Source organism: Alistipes senegalensis JC50, from assembly GCF_025145645.1.
Taxonomy (GTDB): domain Bacteria; phylum Bacteroidota; class Bacteroidia; order Bacteroidales; family Rikenellaceae; genus Alistipes; species Alistipes senegalensis.
The window spans coordinates 1,080,382-1,098,817 of sequence record NZ_CP102252.1 but is presented as its reverse complement, the minus strand read 5'-3'; the positions used below and the strand labels follow the sequence as shown (position 1 = coordinate 1,098,817).

Annotated in this window: 14 protein-coding genes; 11 read left to right on the top strand and 3 right to left on the bottom strand. The window is 62.0% G+C overall.

Features of this window, described 5'->3' with window-relative positions:
- Positions 1-2 precede the first annotated feature (2 nt).
- The 5 genes from NQ519_RS04275 to NQ519_RS04255 are packed head-to-tail and all read left to right on the top strand — an operon-like array spanning position 3 to position 7,601.
- On the top strand, positions 3-521 hold the full coding sequence (locus tag NQ519_RS04275) for a hypothetical protein (RefSeq protein WP_019149308.1): 519 nt from the start codon (positions 3-5) through the stop codon (positions 519-521).
- A complete protein-coding gene (locus NQ519_RS04270; protein ID WP_019149309.1) occupies positions 518-2,344 on the top strand; it encodes a peptidoglycan D,D-transpeptidase FtsI family protein in 1,827 nt (608 codons plus the stop codon). The genes NQ519_RS04275 and NQ519_RS04270 overlap by 4 nt, the downstream gene beginning before the upstream one ends.
- On the top strand, positions 2,334-3,776 hold the full coding sequence (rodA, locus tag NQ519_RS04265; protein WP_019149310.1) for a rod shape-determining protein RodA: 1,443 nt from the start codon (positions 2,334-2,336) through the stop codon (positions 3,774-3,776). The genes NQ519_RS04270 and rodA overlap by 11 nt, the downstream gene beginning before the upstream one ends.
- A 7-nt stretch (positions 3,777-3,783) precedes the next feature.
- On the top strand, positions 3,784-6,360 hold the full coding sequence (locus NQ519_RS04260) for a calcium-translocating P-type ATPase, PMCA-type (RefSeq protein ID WP_019149311.1): 2,577 nt from the start codon (positions 3,784-3,786) through the stop codon (positions 6,358-6,360).
- 8 nt (positions 6,361-6,368) lie between these two features.
- Positions 6,369-7,601: a phosphatase PAP2 family protein gene (locus NQ519_RS04255; protein WP_019149312.1), complete on the top strand. Its 1,233-nt coding sequence runs from the start codon at positions 6,369-6,371 to the stop codon at positions 7,599-7,601.
- Between the two features lie 63 nt (positions 7,602-7,664).
- Here the strand turns inward: NQ519_RS04255 and gdhA are convergent, their stop codons facing one another.
- Positions 7,665-9,002, bottom strand: coding sequence for an NADP-specific glutamate dehydrogenase (gdhA, locus tag NQ519_RS04250; RefSeq protein WP_019149313.1), 1,338 nt, complete (start codon positions 9,000-9,002; stop codon positions 7,665-7,667).
- Between the two features lie 87 nt (positions 9,003-9,089).
- Positions 9,090-12,092: a PEP/pyruvate-binding domain-containing protein gene (locus NQ519_RS04245; RefSeq protein WP_019149314.1), complete on the bottom strand. Its 3,003-nt coding sequence runs from the start codon at positions 12,090-12,092 to the stop codon at positions 9,090-9,092.
- A gap of 89 nt (positions 12,093-12,181) precedes the next feature.
- Between NQ519_RS04245 and NQ519_RS04240 the strand changes: the two genes are divergently transcribed.
- From NQ519_RS04240 to NQ519_RS04230, 3 genes are read left to right on the top strand one after another with little or no spacing between them, the layout of a single operon-like run.
- Entirely contained in the window at positions 12,182-13,390 is a 1,209-nt protein-coding gene (locus NQ519_RS04240) for a hypothetical protein (RefSeq protein WP_019149315.1), read from the top strand.
- A gap of 20 nt (positions 13,391-13,410) precedes the next feature.
- The gene (gene gcvT / locus NQ519_RS04235) at positions 13,411-14,511 is read left to right on the top strand and encodes a glycine cleavage system aminomethyltransferase GcvT (protein ID WP_019149316.1); all 1,101 of its coding nucleotides are present in this window, start codon (positions 13,411-13,413) and stop codon (positions 14,509-14,511) included.
- Between the two features lie 29 nt (positions 14,512-14,540).
- The gene (locus NQ519_RS04230) at positions 14,541-15,509 is read left to right on the top strand and encodes a dihydroorotate dehydrogenase-like protein (protein ID WP_019149317.1); all 969 of its coding nucleotides are present in this window, start codon (positions 14,541-14,543) and stop codon (positions 15,507-15,509) included.
- Positions 15,510-15,563: 54 nt separating this feature from the next.
- Here NQ519_RS04230 and NQ519_RS04225 read toward each other — a convergent pair whose 3' ends face one another.
- Positions 15,564-16,199, bottom strand: coding sequence for an HD domain-containing protein (locus NQ519_RS04225; RefSeq protein WP_019149318.1), 636 nt, complete (start codon positions 16,197-16,199; stop codon positions 15,564-15,566).
- Positions 16,200-16,402: 203 nt separating this feature from the next.
- Between NQ519_RS04225 and NQ519_RS04220 the strand changes: the two genes are divergently transcribed.
- The 3 genes from NQ519_RS04220 to NQ519_RS04210 are packed head-to-tail and all read left to right on the top strand — an operon-like array spanning position 16,403 to position 18,389.
- Entirely contained in the window at positions 16,403-17,170 is a 768-nt protein-coding gene (locus NQ519_RS04220) for a threonine/serine exporter family protein (RefSeq protein ID WP_019149319.1), read from the top strand.
- Positions 17,167-17,670, top strand: coding sequence for a threonine/serine exporter family protein (locus tag NQ519_RS04215; protein ID WP_019149320.1), 504 nt, complete (start codon positions 17,167-17,169; stop codon positions 17,668-17,670). The genes NQ519_RS04220 and NQ519_RS04215 overlap by 4 nt, the downstream gene beginning before the upstream one ends.
- Positions 17,667-18,389: a DUF6064 family protein gene (locus NQ519_RS04210; RefSeq protein WP_019149321.1), complete on the top strand. Its 723-nt coding sequence runs from the start codon at positions 17,667-17,669 to the stop codon at positions 18,387-18,389. Before NQ519_RS04215 ends, NQ519_RS04210 begins: the two co-directional genes overlap by 4 nt.
- Positions 18,390-18,436 lie beyond the last annotated feature (47 nt).

Genomic DNA, 18,436 nt, shown 5'->3' with positions numbered 1-18,436 from the left:
AAATGTATCGCACACTTCCATACTTCGGACTTTTCGCGGCGGCGGTCCTGCTGCAAATTTTCCTGTTCGACAACCTGTCGATCAGCGTTTATTTCAATCCGCTGGTCTATATCGTCTTCATCGCCCTGCTGCCGCTCGAGACGCTGCCCGTGGCGGTGCTCGGCGCCGGCCTCGCGCTGGGCGTCACGATGGATTGCGTCATGGGCGCCGCCGGGATCAATACCATCGCCACGCTGCTGATCGCCTTTCTGCGCCCGACGCTGATCGGGATGCTCTACGGCCGCGAGAACGCCCGCGAGGGAGGCGTTCCCTCCTCGGCACGCTTCGGCGAGCGGATTTTCGTCGGTTACCTCGTGGCGCTGACGCTCATCCACCACGCCGTGTTCTTTTCGCTGGAGGCCCTTTCGTGGATTCATCTGCCGCACACGCTGCTGCGCATCGCCGTCAGTTCGGCGGTGTCGGTGGGCTTCATCTGGATCATCGCCCGCATCTTCACGGCCAAACTTCCGCTGCGCGTATGAGAGATTCGGACGGATTCGGACGGATGAGGACCTTGCAGGTCGTCGTGCTGTTGGTTTTCGCGCTGATCATCGGACGGCTGGCCTACATCCAGCTGATCGACTCGCGCTACGGCGACCTCGCCCGGGCCAACGTGCTGCGGCATGTGGTGCAATACCCGCCGCGGGGCGAGGTCTTCGACCGCAACGGCGAATACCTGGTCCAGAGCCGCGAGTGCTACGACCTGATGGTCATTTCCAGCGAGATCGACAAACGGGGCTTCGACACGGCCCGCCTGTGCGAGGTGCTGAACCTCCCGCGGGTGAAGCTCGAACGGGAGCTGGCCAATGCGCGGATGCGGCCGCGGGCACCGCGCCTCGTGATGAGCTACATCTCCAAGGAAGACAAACTGCGCTTCGACGAGTGCAACTTCCGGGGATTCTACGCCGTCTACCGCACCGTGCGGCAGTATCCCCGCGAGGTGGGCGGCAACTTGCTGGGGTACGTCAGCGAGGTGAACGCCGACTACCTGAAACGCCATCCGGATTACAAGATCGGCGATTACGTGGGCATGGGCGGCGTGGAGTCGGCCTACGAGCCGGAGCTTCGGGGCCGCAAGGGCGTCAAGATCCAGGAGATCGACACCCACGGGGCCATCAAGGGCTCCTACATGAACGGCCGCTACGACTCGCTGCCCGATCCGGGCCGCTACCTCGTGAGCACCATCGACGCGCGCCTGCAACTGTTGGGCGAGGAGCTGATGCGCGGCAAGGTGGGGGCCGCGGTGGCCATCGAGCCTTCGACGGGCGAAATTCTGATGATGGTCTCCTCGCCGACCTACGATCCCGACCAACTGGTGGGGCGCGACCGCGGCAACAACTATATGGAGATGCTCCGCAACAAGCGTCAGCCGCTGTTCAACCGGGCGGTGCGGGCGGCTTATCCGCCGGGATCGACCTTCAAGCTGGTGCAGGGGCTGATCGGTTTGCAGGAAGGGGTGCTGCGCCCTTCGGACCTCCACTCCTGCCACATGGGCTATCAGGCCGGGCGTCTGAAAATGGCCTGCCACTCCCACGCCTCGCCGCTGGACCTGCGCTTCGCGGTGGCCACCTCGTGCAACGCCTACTTCTGCTACGTCTTCCGCGACATCCTCGACAATCCCAGATACGAGAGCGTGAAGGAGGGGTACGACGTTTGGAAATCCTATGTCGAGAGCTTCGGATTCGGCCGCAAGCTGGGTTCGGACTTCCTCGACGAGCGCAACGGCTACGTTCCCGACCGGGCTTTCTACGACCGCCAGTACCGGGGTTCGTGGAACTCGCTCACGGTGCTGTCGCTCTCGATCGGGCAGGACGCGCTGGGCTGCACGCCGTTGCAGCTGGCCAACCTCGCGGCCATCGTCGCCAACCGCGGTTACTACTACATTCCGCACATCGTGAAGAAGATCGAGGGGCGCGATTCGCTCGACGCCCGGTTCTACGAGCGCCACTATACGAAGGTCGATCCGAAGCACTTCGAACCGATCGTCGAGGGCATGTGGCGGGGCGTGAACGTCGGGGGCACCTCGACGCTCGCGCGGCTCGACGGATGGGATGTCTGCGGCAAGACCGGCACGGCCGAGAATCCGCGCGGCCGCGACCATTCGACTTTCCTGTCGTTCGCCCCGAAGGACAACCCGAAGATCGCCATCTCGGTCTACGTCGAGAACGGTGGTTTCGGCGCCTCCGCGGCCCTGCCGATCGCCAGCCTGCTGGAGGAGTATTACCTGACGGACACGATCCGTCGGCCGGCCATGCTCGAATATGTCAAGAACCTGAACATCTATTACCCGGCCTATGACAAGTAACCGGCATAGCGGCATCTTCTACGGAGTGGACCTCTGGACCGTCCTGCTGTACGTGCTGATCGTGCTGGCGGGGTGGCTCTCGATCACTTCGGCGTCGTTCGACGAGGGATCGGCCGAACTCTTCTCGTTTTCGCACTTCTATATGAAGCAGCTGCTGTGGATCGGCATGGCGTGGATCACGGCGCTCGTCGTGCTGCTGCTCGACGAACGCTTCTACCACATGTTCGCCTACCCGGCCTACCTGATGGGTATCGTGTTGCTGTTGGCTGCGCTGCTGTTCGGCCGCGAGGTCAACGGCGCCAAGGCGTGGTTCGAGTTCGGTTCGTTCCGCGTGCAGCCCGCGGAGTTCGTCAAGATCGCCACGGCCCTGGCCCTGGCCCGCGTGATGAGCGAATACTCTTTCTCGATCAACCGCGCCGGGGACCTGTTCCGCGTGGGCATGGTGATCTGCATCCCGCTGTTCATCATCATCCTGCAAAACGATACCGGCTCGGGCATCGTGCTGGGGTCGTTCCTCTTCGTGCTCTACCGCGAGGGGCTGAACAAGTGGCTCTGCATCCCGGTCCTGCTGATCGCCGCGCTGTTCATCTTCTCGTTCCTGCTTTCGCCGATGACCCTGCTCGTCACGCTGATTCTGGTCTGCACCTTCTCGGAGGCGATGATGAACGGAATGTGGCGTTCGCGGATCGTCTTTCTGGCGGCGCTGGCGCTGGCGGCGATCCTGCTCTGCCTGACGGCGGCGCTCGTCGCCCCGGGGAGGCTGGACATCTACCACTCGCTGCTGATCGTGACGCTCCTCTCGCTGGTCTTCGTGGCGGTCTACGCCTACCGGTCGAACCTGCGCAACATCTACATCACGCTGGGGCTGTTCATCGGTTCGATGATCTTCCTGCCCACCACCGACTACATCTTCAATTCGATCCTCAAACAGCACCAGCGGGACCGCATTCTGAGTTTCCTGGGCATCATCAGCGATCCGCTGGGCTCCGACTACAACGTCAACCAGGCCAAGATCGCCATCGGTTCGGGCAACTTCTGGGGCAAGGGCTTCCTGGAGGGCACCCAGATCAAATACGGATTCGTGCCCGAGCGGCACACCGACTTCATCTTCTGCACCGTGGGCGAGGAGTGGGGTTTTCTGGGCGCGGTCGTGGTGCTGTCGCTGCTGTGCATCCTCATCCTGCGCCTGATGCGCATGGGCGAGCGGCAGCAGGAGCCTTTCGGCCGCATCTATTGCTACTGCGTGGCGGCGATCCTGCTGTTCCACGTGCTGGTCAACGTGGGCATGACCATCGGACTGATGCCCGTCATGGGCATTCCGCTGCCCTTCATGAGCTACGGAGGTTCGTCGCTCATCGCCTTTACGATCCTGTTGTTCATCGCCGTGCGGCTCGACGCCTCGACGCGGCAGTTTTCCCTGACCAAATTTTGACAATGCCATGATATCCTTCGATCCCCGGGGACTCTCCCCGCAGGAAGTCGCCGAAAGCCGGCGCCGGCACGGCGACAACGTTATCACCCCGCCGAAAGACGATTCGGTGTGGCGACTGTTGCTCGAAAAATTCCGCGATCCGATCATCCGCATCCTGCTGCTGGCGGCGGTGCTGTCGCTGGCCATCGGATTCATCCATAAGGATTTCACCGAATCCGTGGGCATCATCTGCGCCATCATCCTCGCCACGTGCGTCGGCTTCTGGTTCGAGTGGGACGCCCAGCGTCGCTTCCGGCGGCTGAATCAGGTCAACGACGACATCCCCGTCAAGGTGATGCGCGAGGGCACGATCCGCGAGATTCCCCGACGCGAGGTCGTCGCGGGCGACGTGGTCTATATCGAGGGCGGCGAGACGATCCCCGCCGACGGCGAACTGGTCGAGGCCGTGTCGCTGAAGATCAACGAATCGACCCTCACGGGCGAACCCGAGGTGGACAAGACCGTCAGCGAGGCCGATTTCGACCCCGATGCGACCTATCCGTCGAACGCCGTGCTGCGGGGCACGACCGTGGCGGACGGTTACGGCGTGATGGTCGTCACGGCCGTGGGCGACGCGACGGAGGCCGGGCGGGTGACGGAGCAGGCCACCGTGCAGAGCGAGGAACAGACGCCGCTCGACCGTCAGCTGACGCGCCTTTCGCGTCTGATCGGACGTTTGGGCATCCTGCTTTCGGCGCTGATCTTCTGCGTGATGCTCGCAAAGGCGATCTTCGTGGGCGGACTGCTCGACGGCGACTGGCTGACGATCTCCCAGCATGTGTTGCAGATCTTCATGGTCTCGGTGGCGATCATCGTCATGGCCGTTCCCGAGGGGCTCCCGATGTCGATCACGCTGTCGCTGGCGATGTCCATGCGGCGGATGCTGAAAACCAACAACCTCGTGCGCAAGATGCACGCCTGCGAGACGATGGGCGCCGTGACGGTCATCTGCACCGACAAGACCGGCACGCTCACCCAGAACCGCATGCACGTGCAGGAGCTGGTGCGCTACGACGCGCTTCCCGAGCGGGATTTCGCCGAGGTCGTGGCGCTGAACACCACGGCGTTCCTCGATGCCGAAGGGCACATCATCGGCAACCCCACGGAAGGGGCCCTGCTCGAATGGATGCGCAGCCGCGGGACCGATTACGAGCCCCTGCGGGCCGAAGCGAAGATCGTCGATCGGCTGACCTTCTCGACCGAGCGCAAATACATGGCGACGATCATCGAAAGCGCCGTCTCGGGCCGCCGCATCCTCTGCGTGAAGGGTGCGCCGGAGATCGTGCGCACGATGTGCCTTCCGGACGGCAAGGACGCGCAGGTCGCCGAACAGCTGCTGGGCTTCCAGAGCCGCGCCATGCGCACGCTGGCCGTGGCGTGGGCCGAGACCGCTTCGGACGACTGTCTGGAGGCTGTCGGGGCCGGCGGACTGCATTTTGCGGCCGTCGCGGCCATCTCCGACCCGGTCCGCGAGGACGTTCCCGCGGCGGTCGCCCGCTGCCTCGGGGCCGGCATAGGCATCAAGATCGTCACGGGCGACACGCCGGCCACGGCGCGTGAGATCGCCCGTCAGATCGGGCTGTGGAACGACGCCGAGGACGGCGACCGCAATCATATCACCGGTACGGATTTCGCCGCCCTGAGCGACGAGGAGTTGTTGGAGCGTGTGCAGGAGCTGAAGATCATGTCCCGCGCCCGGCCGCTCGACAAGCAGCGTCTCGTGCGGCTGTTGCAGCAGCGGGGCGAGGTGGTGGCCGTCACGGGCGACGGCACGAACGACGCCCCGGCGCTGAATTTCGCCAACGTGGGCCTCTCGATGGGCTCGGGAACCTCCGTGGCGAAGGACGCTTCGGACATCACGCTGCTCGACGACTCGTTCGCCTCGATCGCCACGGCCGTGATGTGGGGCCGCTCGCTCTACCGCAATATCCAGCGGTTCGTGCTGTTCCAGCTGACGATCAACTTCGCGGCCATCGTCATCTGCTTCGTCGGCGCCGTGTTCGGCACCGAAATGCCGCTGACGGTGGTGCAGATCCTCTGGGTCAACATCATCATGGACACCTTCGCGGCGATGGCGATGGCTTCGCTGCCGCCCAGCGCCGAGGTGATGCGCGACAAGCCGCGCCCGAGGGACGAATTCATCATCACGCGCGCTATGGCCCGCACCATCTTCACCTGCGGAATGGTCATGGTCGCGGTCTTGTTGGGGATGCTCTTCTGGTGGACGGTCTCCGAGGGCGGACTCTCCGTGGAGCAGCTGACGCTGTTCTTCTCGACCTTCGTCTTCCTGCAATTCTGGAACATGTTCAACGCCAAGGGCTTCGAAACGCGTCATTCGGTGTTCACCTGCCTGAAGGGGTGCCGCGAATTCTTCCTGATCCTCGCGGCCATCGGCATCGGACAGGTGCTGATCGTGGAGTTCGGCGGCGAGGTGTTCCGCACCGTGCCGCTCACGGGCCGCGAGTGGGCCTCCGTCATCGGTTTCACCTCGCTGCTGGCCGTCGGCGGCGAGGCGGTCCGCGCCATTCGCCGAAAAAGACAGTAAAGATAGTTATGTTCAAACGCTTCGCCGTCGTCTGCCTCTTCTCGTTCGCGAGCTTGGGAGCATGGGCGCAGTTGCCGGACAGTGTCGATCTGAGCGCGGGCGGGGAGTTCCGCCGGCGCATCGACCGCCACACTTCGACGAAAGCCTACCGCATGCTCTTCATCGGCACGCCGCTCATCGTGGGCGGTGTGGTCATGCAGGCTTATGATTCCGATTTCCGGCGGCTGCGCAACGGGTACAGCCGTTCGTTCCACCACGACTACGACGATTATCTCCAGTACGCTCCGGCCGGGGTGATGGTCGGCATGAAGGCTTTCGGCGTCAAGGGGCGCAGTTCGTGGGGCCGGATGCTGGTCTCCGACGCCTTTTCGGCGGGGCTGATGGCCATCGGCGTCAATTCGCTGAAATACTCCTGCCGGGTGATGCGTCCCGACGGCTCGTCGCGCAACTCCTTTCCCTCGGGACATACGGCCACGGCCTTCATGACCGCCACGATGCTCCACAAGGAGTACGGCCACCGCAGCCCGTGGTACAGCATCGGCGGCTATACCGTGGCTACGGTCACGGGCGTCACGCGCCAGCTGAACAACCGCCACTGGATGAGCGACATCATGGTCGGCGCCGGGATCGGCATCCTGGCCACGGAGCTGGGCTATTTCCTCGCCGACCTGATTTTCAAGGACAAAGGGCTGCTCGTATCGGAAACCTATTCGGTCTACGACCGCTACCGCCGCCCGTCGTTTCTGGGCTTCGGCCTCGGACTGACGACCGTGCCGGGGACCTACGATCCGTATCCCGGCATGCGGGTGCAGCTGCTTGCGGGACCTTCCGTTCAGATTCAGGGAGCCTGGTTCGCCTCGCCCTACTGGGGCTTCGGCGGCCGCATGTCGTGCGCCAACCTGCGGGTGAAGGTCAACGGCGTTGCGCAGAACGACGATCTGGAGTGCGCTTCGGTCTATGCGGGGCCCTATTTCTCCTATCCGTTTTCGATGCGGTGGCTGGTCGGCGCGAAACTGCTTGCCGGCTGCGAGATTTACAAATCCTGCGACACGGACATCCGGTGCTTGGAGGGGCGCAGCGGCTTTTCGTTCGGAACGGGCCTCTCCACGACTTATCTCGCCTCTCAGAATCTCGGGGTGCGCTTCTCGACCGACTATGACGTTGCGCCGCCCCTGACGGGCGCTTCGCGGCAGCGAATCCACCGCCTGACCTTCGGCATCGGCATCAGCGCGGCCTTCTGAAACGCGAAGCGCGGACCCCGAATGAGGTCCGCGCTTTTCGTCGTCGCCGGAGCGTGCCGGAACTTACAGGATGCCCTGCTCGACCATCGACTTGGCGACCTTCATGAATCCGGCGATGTTGGCGCCCTTCATGTAGTTGAGGTAGCCGTCCTTCTCCGTGCCGTACTCCACGCAGGCGTGGTGGATCGACGACATGATCTGGTGCAGCTTGGCATCGACCTCTTCGGCCGTCCAGTTGAGTTTCTGCGAATTCTGCGTCATTTCGAGACCCGACGTGGCCACGCCGCCGGCGTTCACGGCCTTGCCCGGTCCGTAGGGGATCTTCGCCGCGATGAAGGCGTCGATGGCCTCCGGACGGCAGCCCATGTTCGAAACCTCGGCCACGATCTTCACGCCGTTGGCCAGCAGTTTTTTGGCGTCCTCGCCGTCCAGCTCGTTCTGCGTGGCGCACGGCATGGCGATGTCCACCTTGACCTCCCACGGTTTCTTGCCGGCGAAGAACTTCGATCCCGGGAACTTCTTGGCGTAAGGCTCCACCACGTCGTTGTTCGACGCGCGCAACTCCAGCATGTAGGCGATCTTCTCGGCGTCGAGGCCGTCGGGATCGTAGATATAGCCGTCGGGACCCGAAATGGTCACCACCTTGGCTCCCAGTTCCGTCGCTTTCGTCGCGGCGCCCCAGGCCACGTTGCCGAAGCCCGAGATGGCGATGGTCTGGCCCTTGATCTCCATGCCGGCCTTTTCGAGCATCTGGCGCAGGAAATAGACGGCTCCGAAGCCCGTTGCCTCGGGACGGATCAGCGATCCGCCGTAGGTCATGCCCTTGCCCGTCAGCACGCCGGTGTTCTCCCGGGCCAGCTTGCGGTACATGCCGTAGAGGAATCCGATTTCACGGCCGCCGACACCGATGTCGCCCGCCGGAACGTCCGTCTCGGGACCGATGTGACGCCACAGTTCGGTCATGAAAGCCTGGCAGAAACGCATTACCTCGCGGTCCGACTTGCCCTTGGGGTTGAAGTCCGAACCGCCCTTCGCACCGCCCATCGGCAGCGTGGTGAGGGCGTTCTTGAAGATCTGCTCGAAGCCGAGGAACTTCAGGATCGAGAGGTTCACCGAGGGGTGGAACCGCAGGCCGCCTTTGTAGGGGCCGATGGCGTTGTTGAACTGCACGCGGTAACCGGTGTTGACCTGCACTTCGCCCTTGTCGTCCACCCAGACCACCTTGAAGGTGAAGATGCGGTCGGGTTCCACGATGCGCTCCGCGATGCGGTTGGCTTCGAATTCCGGATGCTGGTTGTAACTCTCCTCGACGGTCATGAGGACCTCGCGCACGGCTTGCAGGTATTCGCTTTCGCCGGGATGCCTGCGCTCGAGTTCGGTCATTAATTTGTTGACGTTCATATGCTGAAGTTTTTAGTTAGTTGGTCCTATCTATCACAAATATAAAAATATTTCTTATAGATTGTAACTGTTCGGACGAAAAATCTTCTAATTTTTAATTTTTAATTCTTCATTTTTCATTTCCTCACGCACCATGCCCTTGTTCGAACGCCCGTCGGCGCAGACCCACAGCGGCTTTTCGAAACGCACCTGCCGCAGGTAGGTTCCCTCGAAGAGCGCCCGCCGGGCGTCGAGCTCCTCTTCGCGGAAGATGCCGTCGCCGCGGAAGGGATTGATCGTCAGGTATCCCACGCCCAGCGAGGTGACGTTCTGGAAGAAGTGCGTGCCCTGCGAGGGCTCGACATCGAATTTCTCGATGCCGCACTCGACGATCACCTTCGCTTCGGAGATGTGGTTCCACTTGACCGGCACGCCGAGGAACGGGTCCGAGGAGCCCCAGCGTCCGGGACCCACGAGGATATACGAGCGCCCCTCGTCGCGCATGCGGTTGTTGAACGTCAGCAGTTCGTCGGCGATCTTCTCGGTTGCGAGCGAGTCGAAAGCCTCGGACTTGACGTAGATGATGTCGGCGATGTCCGCCATCATGCCGATGCCGAGAGCCTGTTCGCCGTAGATCAGCGCCCGGGAGGTCTCTTCCGCCTCCCAGTCGATGGCGCGGTTGTCCTGGTTGTCGATGATCGGGCGGATTTGCAGCAGGTTGAAGATCTGCTGCTGTCCCGGGGCAACGTCCATGTTGACGGCGAATTCCACCTCCACGGGGCAGCGCATCTCCTCGGCGCCCATGCGGAGGATGTCCGAGACGATCTTCGCCAGCGGGAAGGTGTTGTATTTGAGTATGTTGTTGAAGGTGATGACCTTGCGCCCGGAGTCGAAGGGACTGTCGGAGATGCGTTCGTTCTCGCGGTCCCAGACCGAGCAGACGTATTTCGAATTGCGGAACCGGCCGATCTCCGTGAGGCTCAGGCGGTGCAGGTTCACCGCGTCGTCGATCGACGTGCGGAACTCCTCGGGGCGCAGGCTCAGGGCCAGCACCTCGTTTTGCGTGTCGCGCAGCGCCAGTTCGGGGGTCGAGGTCTGGAGCACCTTCTGCGGATAGCTGGGCGAGAAGCGCAGCGTGCGTCCTCCGTCCACGACCAGCTTGCCGAGCCCCATCGCCACGTTGCAGACGCCGTCCGCGGGCTGTTCGTCGCCGATGGGGTAGTAGTTGATCGACCGCGCCACGCCCGAGCAGGTGGGGAAGAAGAGCCCCTCCTGCTCCGTGCCGCACACCTCCTGGATGATGACGGCCATCTTCTCCTCCGAGATGAGGTTCTGCGAGGTCTGGATGTAGGCCCTCGACGCCGCGAAATAGACCGACGCGTAGACGCTCTTGACGGCTTTGAGCAGCAGGCGGAGCATCTGATCCTCGTTATCGACGTAGGGGATCATGTAGGTCGAGTAGATGCCGGCGAAAGGCTGGTAGTGGGAGTCTTCGAGCTTCGACGACGAGCGGATGGCCAGCGGCGTGCGGACCGTGCGGATGTAGCCCTTCAGGGCTTCGCGCAGCCGGAACGGGAGCACCGAACTGACGAATTCCGACAGGATCTCCTCGTCGGAGAAATCCTGCGAGATGATGTATTTCAGTCCGTTGTGGCGGATGAAGTCGTCGAAGTACTCCGTGGCGATCACCACCGACCGCGGGATCATGATGCGCACGTTCTCGTACTTGTCGTACTGGCGGTGCTTCATAAGCATCGAGTTCATGAAAGCCAGTCCGCGGGCCTTGCCGCCCAGCGAACCTTCGCCGATGCGGGCGAAGGCCACGGCGTCGGAGTAGGTCTCGGCGTCGAAACGCGCCACGACGCCCTGCCCCAGCAGGGTGCGGTAGTCGCGGATCAGGTTCACCAGCGCGTTGCGGTGATCCTCGACCGACGCGAAATGGCTCTTGTTGTACTGGCGGATCGACGCCGCGAGCGGGAACAGGCCCCGCGAGTAGAGCCATTTCGAGAGGTGGTTTTGCGAAGTGTGGTATTCGAACGCCTTGTCGGGGATCGTGGCGATCATCTGCTGCATCTGCGTGAGGTCCTTGGCGCGGCCGATCTCGGCGCCCGTGTCGGGGTCCTTGAAAACGAAGTCCCCGAAGGCGAACTCCTTGGCGATGTATTCGCTCAGCTGCGAAAGGAGCGTCTTGGAGTTCTTGGCGATGAACCCTGCGCCCAACTCCGCGGCCTGCTTGCCGAAGGCCACCTGCGACGACTGCAACAGCACGGGCATCAGCGGGTTGTCCTGCTTGATGCGGCGGCAGAGGTCGATTCCGGCGTCGAGCTTCTCGCTCTCGGGCGGGTCGTTGCGGCGGAGGACGAACCCCACGTCGGAGATCACGCCCAGCAGGTTCTTTTTGTAGCGTTCGTACAACTCCACGGCCTCCTCGTAGCAGCGGGCCAGCAGGATTTTGGGACGCGCGCGCTTGCGAAGCACCTGCTGCTGTTCGTTGAAGGCGTCTTTCAGAAACTCGGTGTTTTGCAGCAGAAGCAGTTTATAGAGCTCGGGCAGATAGGTCGAATAGAAGCGGATGGAGTCCTCGACCAGCAGGATGGCCTGCACGCCGCCTTCGAGGATGTCCTCGTCGGCGTTCATCTTGTCCTCGACGAGCTTGATGATACCGATGATGAGGTCCGTGTTGCCGTGCCACGAGAAGATGTAGTCCAGTCCCGAACGGTCCTGCTCCTCGATGCGGCGGTAGATGTCCTTCGAAAAGGAGGTCAGCAGCGCGACGGGGGTGTTGGGGTGGCGCTCCTTGACGATCCGGGCGAACGCGAACACGTCGGGTTCGCCGACGTTGTACATCGTGAGGATGAAATCGAACGTATCGTCGCCGGCCAGCGCCTCCAGCGCCTCGGCCGTCGAGCTGACGCGCGTCAGCGACGGCGGGTTCGACATGTTGAGGTCGATGTACTCCTGGTTGATCTGCGATTCGATGTGCCCGTCCTCTTCGAGGATGTAGCCGTCGTAGCTGCAACACACGAGCAGGATTTTGTGGATGCGGTATTTCATGAACCGGTAGGGGACCTTGCTCCCGTCGGGCATATATTGTTCCAGGCTTTTGTTCATTCGGAATGCTAAATTTGATCTACCAACAAAAATAAGGAAAAATTTGTTACCTTTGAAATCGGAAACGCTGAAATTAGAGAGACAGAGCGATGAACAAGGATAAGTATACCTTACAGGAGGTCACGACGCCCGCCGCGGAGCGCGAGTGGCTCGACCTTCCCAAAAAGATCTATAAGGGAAACCGCAACTGGGTCTGCCCGCTGGATGTCGATGTCCGCGAGGTCTTCGACCCGGCGAAGAACGAACTTTTCGCCGACGGCGAGGCTGTCCGCTGGGTGGTCCGTGACCGGCAGGGCGCGGTCGTGGGGCGCATCGCGGCGTTCTACAACCGCGAGAAGGCCGCCCTCGAAGAGCAGCCCACGGGCGGCTGCGGGTTCTTCGAGGCGATCGACGACCAGCAGGTCGCCGACATGATGTTCGACGCCGCGCGCATGTGGCTCGCCAGCCGCGGCATGGAGGCCATGGACGGACCGATCAACTTCGGGCAGCGGCGCGACTGGTGGGGACTGCTGGTCGAGGGCTACGAATTCCAGCCCCTTTACAAGAACCCCTACAACCCGCCCTATTACAAGGAGCTGTTCGAGAACTACGGTTTCCGGAACTATTTCAACCAGCACAGTTTCATCTGGCGGGTGAACGATTCGGAAGCCAACAAGCAGATTTTCGCCCGTGCCGAGCGGCTCTACACCGTGCCGGGCTACCGGATCGAGAATATCGACATGAAGAATCTGGAAGATGCCGCCGAGAGCTTCCGTCTCATCTACAACAAGGCGTGGGCCCTCTTCTCGGGCGTGAAGCCGATGACGCAGGAAGAGGCGCTGGAGATGGTCCGCGAGATGAAGCCGATCATCGACCCCAACATCATCTTCTTCGCCTATTTCAACGACGAGCCCATCGGGTTCTTCATCACCGTTCCCGACCTGAACCGCCTGATCGGCAAGTTCAACGGCAAGTTCGGCCTTCGGCAGAAACTGCGCCTGATGTGGGACCTCAAGGTGCGCAAGTCGTGCGACCGCATCTTCGGCGTCATCTTCGGCATCACCCCGGAGTTCCACGGCAAGGGCGTCGAGTCGGCCATCATGGTCAAGTACTGGCAGTTCCTCGAACGGACGAAGAATCCTTACAAATCGATGGAGCTGGCGTGGATCGGCGACTTCAACCCCGTGATGAACCGCATGATCGAGACCTACGTCTGCGCCACGCGCCACAAGGTGCACACCACCTACCGCTACCTGTTCGACCGCACGAAGGAGTTCCACCGCTGTCCGCGCCTGGGCGTGAAGCGTCGTTATGAATGAAATAATCGTATGATTGCAATATGAAATCCACCGTATTTACCAAGTATCACATCGCCGCGGGCGCCAAGATGGCCGAATTCGCGGGATACAACATGCCCATCGAATTCACGGGCATCAATGACGAACACATGACCGTCCGCAACGGCGCCGGCGTCTTCGACGTGAGCCACATGGGCGAAATCTGGGTCAAGGGCCCCAAGGCGCTCGGCCTGTTGCAGCGCATCACGACCAACGACGTTGCGAAACTTTACGACGGCAAGGTGCAGTACTCCTGCATGCCCAACGGCCGCGGGGGCATCGTCGATGACATCCTCGTCTACCGCGTCGATGCCGAGACCTACATGCTCTGCGTCAACGCCGCCAACATCGACAAGGACTGGGCGCACATCTGCGCCGAGGGCAAGGCTTTCGGCATGGAGGCCGGTCACGGCAAGGAGCTCTACAACGCTTCGGACGAGATCTGCCAGTTGGCCGTGCAGGGACCCCTGGCCATGAAGATCGTGCAGAAGATGTGCGCGGAGCCGGTCGAGGAGATGGAGTACTACACCTTCAAGAAGATGCCTGTCGCCGGATGCGACGCCATCCTTTCGATCACGGGCTACACCGGTTCGGGCGGCTGCGAGATCTACGTCGCCAACGAGGACGGGGACAAACTCTGGAAGGCGCTCTGGGAGGCCGGCGAGGAGTTCGGGCTGAAGAACATCGGTCTCGGCGCCCGGGATACGCTGCGTCTGGAGAAGGGCTTCTGCCTCTACGGCAACGACATCGACGACATCACCTCGCCGATCGAGGCCGGATTGGGCTGGATCACCAAGTTCGCCGACGGCAAGGAGTTCATCGACCGTGCTGTGATGGAGAAGCAGAAGGCCGAGGGCGTGGCCCGCAAGCTCGTGGGACTGAAGATGATCGAGCGCGGCATTCCGCGCCACGGCTATCCGATCGCTTCGCCCGAGGGCGCCGGGATCGGACACGTCACCTCCGGCACGATGTCGCCCTGCCTGAAAGTCGGCGTGGCGCTGGGTTACGTCGAGGCCGCCTATGCCAAGCCGGGCACGGAGATCGCCGTGGTCATCCGCGAGAAACCCGTGAAGGCCGAGGTGGTGAAGATTCCGTTCGTTTAATGTTTAACAGACAGATACCTTAATTCCCTATGAAAGCGAAATATCTCGGGCTGGAACTCGCAAGCCCCGTCGTGGTCAGCAGTTCCCCCTATACGGCAAACATGCACAATGTCGAGCAGTGCGTCCGCAACGGCGCCGGCGCCGTGGTGCTGAAATCCATCTTCGAGGAGCAGATTTACCGTCAGGCCGCTTCGCTGGACAAGATGGAGGGTTACGGCGACGCGGGCGAGTATCTCGAACGCTATCTGGGCGACGCCTACAAGGCCGAACTGCTGCAACTCGTCGCCGATGCCGCCAAGACGGGCATTCCCGTCGTCGGAAGCATCAACTGCGTGGGTACGGGCGACGCGTGGATCGAGTACGCTTCGTCCATGCAGGCGGCCGGGGCTTCGGCGCTGGAGCTGAACATCTTCCTTTTGCCGACCGACCGGCAGGCTTCGGCGCAGCAGATCGAACAGCACTATGCCGACATCGTGCGCAAGGTCGCCGCTGCGGTGACGATCCCCGTGTCGGTGAAGCTCCCGATGCGCCTGACGAACGTGCTGTCGCTCGGCGACGCTCTGCTGGGCCGCGGCGCCCGGGGTCTGGTGCTCTACAACCGCTTCTTCGAGCCCGACATCGACATCGAGAAGATGTGCTTCGTGAACGGCGATCCGTTCAGCGAGCCGACCGAGCTGCGCAACGTGCTCCGCAGTACGGCGTTGTGCGCCCATGCGCTGCCGCAGCTGGACATTGCCGTTTCGACGGGTGTGCACGACGGTGCCGCCGCCGTCAAGGCTCTGTTGTGCGGCGCCGCTGCGGTGCAGGTCTGCACGGCCATCCACCGTCACGGCTACGAGGTGATCGGCACGATCAACCGCTTCATCGACGAATGGGCCGCCCGCCAGGGCTTCGATTCGCTCGGGGAGTTCTGCGGCCGCATGGACTACGGCTCCTCGGAGGGCGAGTTCTACCAGCGGGTGCAGTACATGAAGTATTTCCCCCACGGCGAGGAGTAACTGCCTTCGGAAACGAAAAACCCCGGACGCTTCGAAAAGCTCCGGGGTTTTTCGTTATTCGGCGGCCGTTTCCGCGTCGAATGTTTCGTCGAAGAGCCTCCGCAGTCGCTGCGGGTCGCGGATGATCGCTCGGAGCTCTTCGAGCCGCCGGGCATTGTCCGATTCGGCGATCCAGAGCCGCAGGTAGCCGCCTTCGGCATATTTCTTTTGCAGGTGGGCCAGACAGCGTGCGTAATGCCCCTCGCGGTCCAGCGCGGGGTAGTTCGCCAGTCCGTACTGCACCGTGCGGCGGACGATTGTCGCAGGGTCGATCACCCGGTCGGCTTCGGCCACGATGCGGCCGTAGATCGTGCGGGGCGGATGGTCCGACGATGCACGGTGGTCCTCCACGGCTTCGCGCATTATCCCGATCTGCTCTTCGGTGAACCGGCGGCGGAGTTCCGCATCCTCCGCGAGAATGCGTCCGGCGTCGATGTGGTGGCGTTCGCGTCCGTTCGCCAGCCCCGTGTCGTGGTAGGCGGCGACGGTGTAGACCATATCTGTGTCTACGTCGTAGCGGGCGGCCAGCGCGAGGCTCTGCGCAATGACCGTGCGCACGTGGTCCGTGCCGTGGGCGCGGTCGAAATGTTCGTAACGGGGGATGATCTCGGCCTCGATGTAGGCCACGAGCGATGGATCGGGTCGTTTCATACGGCGAAGATACATAAAAATTTGTTACCTTGAGTGTTCTCGGGGCGTAGAGGGTTTTGCCGAATCCTGCGCAATTCGGCTTTGGAACCATTCGTTCTTATTCCATCGCAGAATCTTTCAGATACTCTCGCTCGGCAATGTTCAAATAAATTTGACATTGCCCTCGCTTATCCGTATCTTTGTCCCCGGTTAAAGTTCGGGTTATGAAAACAGCGGCGGAACTCAAGGAGATAGCGCAGTTCATCGCCGAGTATGCCACCCGGCTGATGGGGTCGGGCGTCCACACATCCCGTGTGGTGCGCAACTCCAAACGGCTGGGCGAGGCGCTCGGGGTGCGGGTGATCGTTTCGGCGTTCCAGCGGGTCGTGACCTTTTCGGTCTGCGACGACGAAAGCGGCGAGATATACAGCGAGGTGGCCGACATCCCGCCCCTGCCGATCAGCTTCGAACTGAACGCCGAGCTGAGTGCCCTGAGCTGGGAGGCTTTCGACCGCCGCCTGCCGCTTGCGGAGATCCGGGCCCGCTATGCCGACATCATCGCCCGGCCGCGCCTCGATCCCATCTTCACGCTTATCCTCGTGGGCTTTGCTAACGCCTCGTTCTGCCGGCTGTTCGGCGGCGACTGGTTCGCCGTGAGCATCGTCTTCACGGCCACGCTGCTGGGATTCTTCCTCCGCCAGCGGATGCAGGCCCGGGGATTCAACCACTATGTCATTTTCATCGCCTCGTCGTTCGCGGCCTCGATGTACGCCTCGGTAGCGCTGATGTTCGACACCACCTCCGAGGTGGCCCTCGCCACGAGCGTTCTCTTCCTCATTCCCGGCGTGCCGCTCATCAACGGCGTGATCGACATTGTCGAGGGGCACGTGCTGAACGGCATCGCCCGCCTTGCGTCGGCCCTGATGCTGATAATCTGCATCGCCATCGGGCTGTCGTGCACGCTGATGATCGTTAAAAACGGATTGCTATGATGCTGCCCGAAATTCTCTCCGACGGATTCTTCGCCGCCGTTGCGGCCATCGGCTTCGGGGCCATTTCCGATCCCCCGATGCGGGCCTTTCCGGTCATCGCGCTGCTGGCCGCCGTGGGCCATGCCTTGCGCTTCGTGCTGATGCAGGGCGGGGTGGACATCGCCACGGCGTCGCTCTGCGCGTCGGTCGTGATCGGCGTGGGCAGCCTCCTGCTGGGCGGCCGCATCCGCTGTCCGATGACCGTGCTGTTCATTCCGGCGCTGCTCCCGATGATCCCGGGCATGTATGCCTACAAAACGGTCTTCGCAACGATCATGTTCATGCAGCACCTGGGCGATGCGGCGGCCAGCGCCCAGTATTTGCAGGAGATCCTGCGCAACGGCTTCGTGACTTTCTGTGTGATCTTCATGCTGGCGGCAGGCGCCGCGGCTCCGATTTTCCTGTTTAACAAGCGCGCCCATTCGCTGACGCGCGACAAAAAACACATCTCCGAACAATGAATGTTTTCTGGCAGACGATCGCCGGCTATAATGCCGCTACATGGCCCTTGCAGGCATTGCTGGTCGTCGCGGGCATCGTGCTCACGGCGTTGCTGTACCGCCGGCCTTCGCCGCGCGTGAAGGTGGCGATGAAAGTTTATCTCGCCCTGCTCAACGGCTGGATCGCCGTGGCCTATTACCTCTGGGCCTGCGCCGAGCGCCCTTACAGCGGGGTGATGGCGCTGTTCTGGGGCGTGATGGCCGCCGTGTGGATTTACGATATTGCGGTGAATTACACCACGTTCGAGCGGACCCGCAAGCACGACTGCATCGCGTTCGTCTTCTACCTCATGCCGTTCGTCTACCCGCTCTTCTCGCTGCTGCGGGGATTGGAGTTCCCGATGGTCACCTCGCCCGTCATGCCCTGCTCGGTGGCGGTCTTCACCATCGGGCTGCTGCTCGCTTTCTCGAAACGGGTGAATCTGTTCGTGATTCTTTTCCTGTGCCATTGGGCGTTGGTGGGCTTTTCGAAGATCTATTTCTTCGGCATCCCCGAGGATTTGCTGTTGGCCAGCGCGTCGGTTCCGGCTCTGTACCTCTTTTTCAAGGAGTATATCGACCTCAATTTCCACCGCGACACCAAGCCCGACCTCCGGGTGATGAATTTCCTGCTGGCGGCCATGTGCACCGCCCTCGGGGTCTTCTTCTCCGTGACCATCTGGCAGCAGTTTATCGGTTAGAGGGCTGAAAAAATCCCTCCCGGGTTGTCCGGAGGGATTTTTTTGTC

Bases quoted from the DNA above. Each gene is read 5' to 3' on its own strand.
- NQ519_RS04275 (WP_019149308.1), top strand. From the start codon at position 3: ATGTATCGCACACTTCCATACTTCGGACTTTTCGCGGCGGCGGTCCTG.
- NQ519_RS04270 (WP_019149309.1), top strand. From the start codon at position 518: ATGAGAGATTCGGACGGATTCGGACGGATGAGGACCTTGCAGGTCGTC.
- rodA (WP_019149310.1), top strand. From the start codon at position 2,334: ATGACAAGTAACCGGCATAGCGGCATCTTCTACGGAGTGGACCTCTGG.
- NQ519_RS04260 (WP_019149311.1), top strand. From the start codon at position 3,784: ATGATATCCTTCGATCCCCGGGGACTCTCCCCGCAGGAAGTCGCCGAA.
- NQ519_RS04255 (WP_019149312.1), top strand. From the start codon at position 6,369: ATGTTCAAACGCTTCGCCGTCGTCTGCCTCTTCTCGTTCGCGAGCTTG.
- gdhA (WP_019149313.1), bottom strand. From the start codon at position 9,002: ATGAACGTCAACAAATTAATGACCGAACTCGAGCGCAGGCATCCCGGC.
- NQ519_RS04245 (WP_019149314.1), bottom strand. From the start codon at position 12,092: ATGAACAAAAGCCTGGAACAATATATGCCCGACGGGAGCAAGGTCCCC.
- NQ519_RS04240 (WP_019149315.1), top strand. From the start codon at position 12,182: ATGAACAAGGATAAGTATACCTTACAGGAGGTCACGACGCCCGCCGCG.
- gcvT (WP_019149316.1), top strand. From the start codon at position 13,411: ATGAAATCCACCGTATTTACCAAGTATCACATCGCCGCGGGCGCCAAG.
- NQ519_RS04230 (WP_019149317.1), top strand. From the start codon at position 14,541: ATGAAAGCGAAATATCTCGGGCTGGAACTCGCAAGCCCCGTCGTGGTC.
- NQ519_RS04225 (WP_019149318.1), bottom strand. From the start codon at position 16,199: ATGAAACGACCCGATCCATCGCTCGTGGCCTACATCGAGGCCGAGATC.
- NQ519_RS04220 (WP_019149319.1), top strand. From the start codon at position 16,403: ATGAAAACAGCGGCGGAACTCAAGGAGATAGCGCAGTTCATCGCCGAG.
- NQ519_RS04215 (WP_019149320.1), top strand. From the start codon at position 17,167: ATGATGCTGCCCGAAATTCTCTCCGACGGATTCTTCGCCGCCGTTGCG.
- NQ519_RS04210 (WP_019149321.1), top strand. From the start codon at position 17,667: ATGAATGTTTTCTGGCAGACGATCGCCGGCTATAATGCCGCTACATGG.